General features: G+C 58.8%; 5 protein-coding genes. 1 reads left to right on the top strand and 4 read right to left on the bottom strand.

Going from position 1 to position 6,277, the window contains the following annotated elements; translation table 11 throughout:
* The 4 genes from VGG64_05795 to VGG64_05780 form a co-directional block, all read right to left on the bottom strand.
* Positions 1-307, bottom strand: a 307-nt coding sequence (locus VGG64_05795; protein ID HEY1599093.1) for a hypothetical protein, incomplete at its 3' end; no start/stop codon positions are given.
* Between the two features lie 36 nt (positions 308-343).
* Positions 344-1,147 (bottom strand): enoyl-CoA hydratase/isomerase family protein, encoded by an 804-nt coding sequence (locus VGG64_05790; GenBank protein ID HEY1599092.1) that lies wholly within the window; start codon positions 1,145-1,147, stop codon positions 344-346.
* Between the two features lie 283 nt (positions 1,148-1,430).
* Positions 1,431-3,575 carry a PAS domain S-box protein gene (locus VGG64_05785; protein HEY1599091.1) on the bottom strand — a complete coding sequence of 715 codons (2,145 nt, stop codon included), beginning with the start codon at positions 3,573-3,575 and terminating at the stop codon, positions 1,431-1,433.
* Between the two features lie 751 nt (positions 3,576-4,326).
* Complete coding sequence (locus VGG64_05780; GenBank protein HEY1599090.1) at positions 4,327-4,713, bottom strand: response regulator; 387 nt, start codon at positions 4,711-4,713, stop codon at positions 4,327-4,329.
* A gap of 826 nt (positions 4,714-5,539) precedes the next feature.
* Here VGG64_05780 and VGG64_05775 point away from each other — a divergent pair.
* The coding region (locus tag VGG64_05775; GenBank protein ID HEY1599089.1) for a sigma-54 dependent transcriptional regulator at positions 5,540-6,277 on the top strand (738 nt) is incomplete at its 3' end.

Raw genomic sequence — 6,277 nt, 5'->3', positions numbered from 1 at the left:
CACCAAAGCGGTAGTCGAGGGCCGCAACCACATACATCGCACGCGTTAAGACGCCGGCGATTGCCTGAATGTACTGCTGAGACTTGCGCTTTTCTGCGCCCGGACCCACCGACAAACGTCGCTCGACGAAGCCCGGATCATGCCTGAGGAAATAGAGAGTTGTCGCCAGCATCACCGTGCCGAAAAGTAGCCAATAAGCCCAGGCCGCGCCGTAGTTCCACGTTCCGGCCGGCAAGAACAGCGATCCCGCTAGGGCAACTTGAAATTGTACGAATCCTAAAAGTGCGCGCCTGGCAACGCTGCTCATGGTTAGCTTCCGCGGTCCGCGCGGCGCCGTGACGTTCTATTTCCCCTGGAATTTTGCCGGCCGTTTTCCCAGGAACGCCATTACGGCTTCTTGCACGTCGGTAGTCGAGATTAGCTGGCTCTGCGCCCAGCGCTCAATGGCCATCTGCGTTCGCTTGTCGAGCCCGTCTCCTTGATCGACAACCAACTTTGCCAGCCCGACAGCCAGGGGAGCATTGGCGGCGATCTGCTCGGCGAGCTTGATCGTGGCGCTCGCCAATTCGGCGGCCGGCACGACTCGATTGACCAATCCCCATTGCAGGGCCTCGGCGGCGTCGAGGGAACGAGCCGTCAGCAGCATGTCCTTGGCGCGGCTGGGACCGACCACGCGGCTAAGTCGCGTCGTCCCTCCCACATCGGCAACCAGCCCCATGCGCGATTCGGGAATGGCAAACTTGCAGTCGTCCGCCACCACGCGCAGATCGAACGCCAACGCCAGTTCCATTCCCATGCCCAACACCTGGCCGTGCAAGGCACCGATCACCGGCACCTCGGTGGCTTCGATCACATCCAGAGCGTGCTGCAAGTTTTCCGCAAAACGCCGCAACCAGCGGGCCGGGTTCAGTTCGCCCACGGCCCCTTGGCTTTCGGCCAAAGACATCACGTCGATGCCGGCCGAGAACATGGGCCCCTCCCCTGCCACAATTACGGCCCGCACCTGGGGCTCTTCGTCGACGCGGCGCACGGCCTCGGCCAGATCGACGAGCATCTGCGGCGTGATTGCGTTCCGCTTCTCGGGTCGATTGATCGTTACGAAGCGAATCGCACCTTCGGTGCGGGTGGTGATCAGCGTATCGCCCATATATGTTTCCTGGTTGGGACCGGCGCGTTAGTCGCGTCGGTAAGGTCATAGGTTCGGCGGTGGGCGCTACTTGCCAGGCAGGCCCAGTATTCGCAGTCCTTTACGGCATCTGCTGAAGACCGACCCCTACCAGCTACCCGCACACAGTCTCGGTGCTCACTAAGAATTGATCAAGATCTAAAAGAAGACTCGTAAGGCATCTTGCCGAGTCGGTCGTGGTTCGGTGAGCTCTAGCACGCCGAGCCGCGGAATTGCTCTGGAAGCTCTCTCGCTACCCCAATCGTCACGGAGCCAGTTGATTTCGATCGCGTTCCAGCTCGGTAATCAGGGATTGCAAGTCGGCAAAGCCTACCGGTTTGGTCATATGGCGGTCGAAGCCGGCTTCCACCGCGCGACGGCGGTCCTCTTCCTGGCCGAACCCGGTCACAGCCACCAGGTGCGCACACCGGGTCTTTGGGTCCGATCGCAAGGCTTGGGCGACCTTGTATCCGTTCATTTCGCCCGGCAAGCCGATATCACACAGCACCAGGTCGGGATGGAATTGTCGCGCTGCCTCGACCCCGGCCGAACCGTCATTGGCGACGGCCACGGTATGCCCGCCGACCTTCAATAGCTTGCTCATGATGTGCAGCACATCGCGGTTGTCGTCGACGACGAGCACCCGCAAATGCCCAGCATCGTTCTGATCGCTGGCCGGTTCAGGCGAATTGGGTTGCGGGGCGGTTTGCAATGGAAGACGTACCGTGAAGACTGCTCCTTGGCCCGCCCCGGGACTATCGGCGCTGATCGTGCCATGATGCAGTTCGATCAATCCCCTGACGACGGCCAACCCCAGGCCCAGGCCGCCTCGGCTGCGATCGAGAGTCTCCTTCGCCTGAGCAAAGGGTTCAAACAGCGAGGCAATGGTATCGGGGGTCATGCCGATCCCGGAATCGCGCACTTCCAAGATCGCCGTCTTGCTGGCGGGATCGGCGCGAACCGTCAGCGTTACGCGCCCTCCTGGGTTCGTAAACTTGATCGCATTGCTGAGCAGATTATCGACGACTTGCGCCAGGCGAACAGTGTCTCCGTCGACCCACACCTCGCCGGCTGCGCCGTCGACGTCCAATACATGCCCGCTCTCCTCGACAAGCACCTTGTGATCACTCGCCGTTTGCCTCGCGACGGCTGCCAGATCGATGCGCTTGGTCTCCAGCGTAATCTTGCCACGCACGATGCGCGACACGTCCAGCAAATCGTCGATCAAGCGGCTCATATGGACCGATTGCCTTTCGATAATAGCTTGAACCTCTTGTGTATCGGCCTTGCTGAGACCGGGTTGCCCAAGGAATTCGATGCCGTTGACAATGCCCGCCAGCGGGTTTCGCAATTCGTGGCCGAGTAGTGCCAAAAAGTCGTCTTTGCGCTGATCGGCATCGCGCAATGCCTGCTCTGCATGAACGCGATCGCCGATATCGCGGGCAATCTTAGAAAAGCCGACAATCGCGCCGCTTTCGTCGCGGATCACCGAAATGCTGACCGAAACATTAATTTTCCGCCCATCTTTGTGCATCCGCACAGTATCGAAGTGGCGAACGAGCTCCCCGCGACGGACTCGCGCCAGGATGATCGCTTCTTCGTCGATCTTTTCGGGCGGCAACAAGGTGAGCACCGGTTTTCCCACGACCTCGTCCGCGGTATAGCCATAGAGTTTCTCGGCCGACTGGTTCCAACTGGTGATGGTTCCTTTTAGATCGAGGCCAATGACCGCGTCTTCGGACGACTCGATGATCGAGGCCAGACGGCGCATCTCGTCCTCGTCCCGCTTTCGCTCGGTAATGTCGCGAAAATAGATGGTCAGGCCGTGTACATCGGTGGGAGACGCTTTCAGTTCAAACCAGCGCTGCCACGGCGCGTAAAATTCTTCGAATTCGATGGTAACCTGGTCCGTAGCGGCCTGTTTGAGCTTGGCGCGCGCGGGCCCCTCTAGGTTCAGCGGGAAGATGCCCGCCGGATTGTGCGTCGAACCTTGCAGAAAGTACCGTCGATTGAATTCTTCGGTTGCCCGATTCATATAGGTCAGATTCCAGGCACTATCAACGACCACGAACCCATCGGTGATGCTATGCGCGATTAATTTGACTTGCTCGGCATTGGTGCTGGCCCGACGCATCGAACGTTTGGAAATCTCGCTAAAGACGGCGATTGCCAGGCAGATGAACAGATAGACAAAGGCCGTGGAATTCGGTTTAAACGCATCGCCCGGCGGAAGAAAAAACCAATTCGCAGTCAGATAACTCAGGCCGGTCGCCAGCAAAGCCGGTCCGAGTCCGCCGATCCAACCCACGGCGGCTACCGCGGTGAAGTAAATCGCAATGAGAACGACTACGTTCTTGGCCATCAACGCCACGATCACGCTCGCCACGGCGATGAGAAGAACTGCCGCCAAATAGGACAGAAGGTTAGAACGATGCCGTGTTGACATAAGACGACGCGTGAAGGTTAACAGGCTCCAGAGGCTTAGGCCGAGGGCGCGATTGCTCGCGGAATCTCTTCTCGTTTTGCAGGCCGCGTGTCAAAGGTCCCTTCGCCAAACTCGTCGGAACCCCGTTCGCCAAGTTCGCTGTCCGCCGCGAATGTCGAACGCACGTTACTTTATCGTATCATTCTTGACTTACGCTCTCAGTCGCTCGACCGAACGCGCCACGCGGACGGGGGCCCACTCTTGTAGTGCAAAACGTCTGAATTGAAGACTTGAGCGAAAAGCTCGCACGACGTCAGGCGGACCGACGGCATTCTAGGTTTTGGCAGCCTCGCGGTTTCTGCTGACGAGCCGACTTAAAAATGGGCTAGAGGGCATGATCGAACATCCCCCCTTCGTAAACCACGGCAGCCGCACTGCCGTCGAAGTGCCCAATAGGCACATAAACAGACCGCCAAGCGCGCGCAAATTTCCGGCCCCTGGAACATGGACAGCAAACCCCGCGCCAGAAGACGGCCGGCTTGAGACTTCCGGCTTTGCCGTCGAAATCCAAACGTTCTGCTAGAACATTTCGGGCTCGGCGCTCGAATTTGCCCGCACTTCTCAACAATCCGTTGCGACAAATCGGTTTCAATCCGTCCGGATTGGTCAAAAACAAGCCAGCGCCCTGCCACACTTCCCAGACGGTCTTTCACCGTTGGCGAGGGGCGGCCGCAGGTCAAACCGGCGTGTTGTCGGATCCTGGGCCAATTAGGTCCTGCGTAAGACGTAGCAACTCGTCGGCATTCAGCGGCTTTGCCAAAACGCGTTCGACCCCGGCTTCGATTGCCGGAAACACCGTGTTGATATTGGCATACGCTGTCAAAAACACGCCCAATAGCGCAGGCTGCAGGCAACGTGCCTCGCGAAACAATTCCACGCCATTCATTCCCGGCATCTGGTAATCGACGACTGCCAATTGGTAATCCCGCTCTCGAACAAGCTCCAAAGCGGCCTTGCCGTCGCCTGCCACGTCCACGGTGTAACCTTTCGATTCCAACACACGTGAGACGAGGGCCGAATTACTGCGATCGTCGTCAACTACAAGAACTCTTGGGCTGTGCATGGTCGCGTGGTGCTCGGTCTCTGGTGATTGCATTACACGGTTCACATAGTACCCCGCGTGCTAACGAATGTCCTCTACTCGTTCCGTTTGTAACGAGACGGCCGACGCCTCGTTCACAACTAGAGTTATGCAAGAACTATGCCGCTTGAATTCACCGAGCGACGACGCCGATTCCACTGGGAGGGGCGGATCGATTGTCGGCCCTTAATGCTCCTTAACGCGGTCTCCGGCCAACAGGGGGGAGCGTAATATTGGTCGATTTCCGTCCAGTTCGCGCCGTCAGCCGACGCTAACTGGCCGAAAAACAATCAATTTCGACGAAGCCGGACGCCCAGCCGCCAGGTTCTTGCCCTTCGGAGCGAGCTTGCGACCTTGCTTCTTCTGCGCCCCTGTGCGGTTGGCGCTTCTTTGCAACCACGGCAACTGGCGGCCGTCGAGATTTTATATCGCTGTTCTTCGCGAGCCCACATGGGTGACGCGATGGGCAGACGAGCGGACGAGCTTCTGACAATACGCCAGCGCGGCGGAAATGGCAGTTAAAACCGCTCGACGAACCAATAACTCTCGTCCGCGCCGCGCGGCGGGCGAGCGATGCCTCCAACAAAGGTACATCTGGCAGTCCGGCGTCGCACCGCACATCGTCCGTATTCATTTGCGATAGCCCCTGGCCCGGGCTCTGAGATTCATGAAGGGACTAGCCTTTGCAAAGTCGTGCGAACCCGCCAGAATGGTGATATTGTCCCTCGTCGTGTGCAATTCGGTTGCGGCAACGCACTTCTCTCCCCGATCTCTGCCTGTCCCTCGTATTAAGACTCCAGAACCCAGCATGCCAAGACTCCTCGTTGTTGACGACGACCGCTCGGTCCGCCATCTCGTGCGGCAATGTTTCGAAGGTTCCGATATTGAAGTGGTTGAAGTCGCCTCGGCCGAAGAGGGCCTGGATCTGTTGCGCCGCCAACCACCCGATACCGTGCTGCTCGACATCAATCTTCCAGAAATGTCCGGGCTGGAGGCATTCCGCGCATTCCACGCGCTCGACCCTAAGCTGCCTGTCATTTTTGTCACGGCGCTCGATTCGAGCGACGTCGCCATTCAAGCCATGACATTGGGCGCCTACGACTTTGTGATGAAGCCGCTCGACGTGACGGCACTCCGCAAGTTGGTCGGCCAGGCGATCGAGGTGCGCCGCCTGATGAATGTGCCGGTGTCTGTTCCCGGTACGACGTCGAAGGACGATCGGGCTGACCGGCTCGTAGGTCGCAGTCCGGCCATGCAGGACGTCTATAAAGCAGTCGGTCGCGTGGCCCCGCAAAACGTGACCGTGTTGATCCGCGGAGAGAGCGGCACCGGCAAGGAATTGGTCGCCCGGGCAATTTATCAACACAGCCCGCGTTCGGACCGGCCCTTTTTGGCGGTCAATTGCGCGGCCATTCCCGACGCTCTGTTAGAAAGCGAACTGTTTGGACACGAAAAGGGGGCATTTACCGGGGCTGATCAACGTCGCATCGGCAAGTTCGAACAGTGCAACGGCGGGACATTGTTTTTGGACGAGATCGGCGACATG

The sequence above is a fragment of the Pirellulales bacterium genome (genome assembly GCA_036490175.1).
In the GTDB taxonomy this organism is placed as follows: domain Bacteria; phylum Planctomycetota; class Planctomycetia; order Pirellulales; family JACPPG01; genus JACPPG01.
This window is presented reverse-complemented; position numbering and strand designations above follow the sequence as displayed.

What these genes read in the sequence shown, in the direction of transcription:
- VGG64_05790 (HEY1599092.1), bottom strand. Translation starts at nt 1,147, where the DNA reads ATGGGCGATACGCTGATCACCACCCGCACCGAAGGTGCGATTCGCTTC.
- VGG64_05780 (HEY1599090.1), bottom strand. Translation starts at nt 4,713, where the DNA reads ATGCACAGCCCAAGAGTTCTTGTAGTTGACGACGATCGCAGTAATTCG.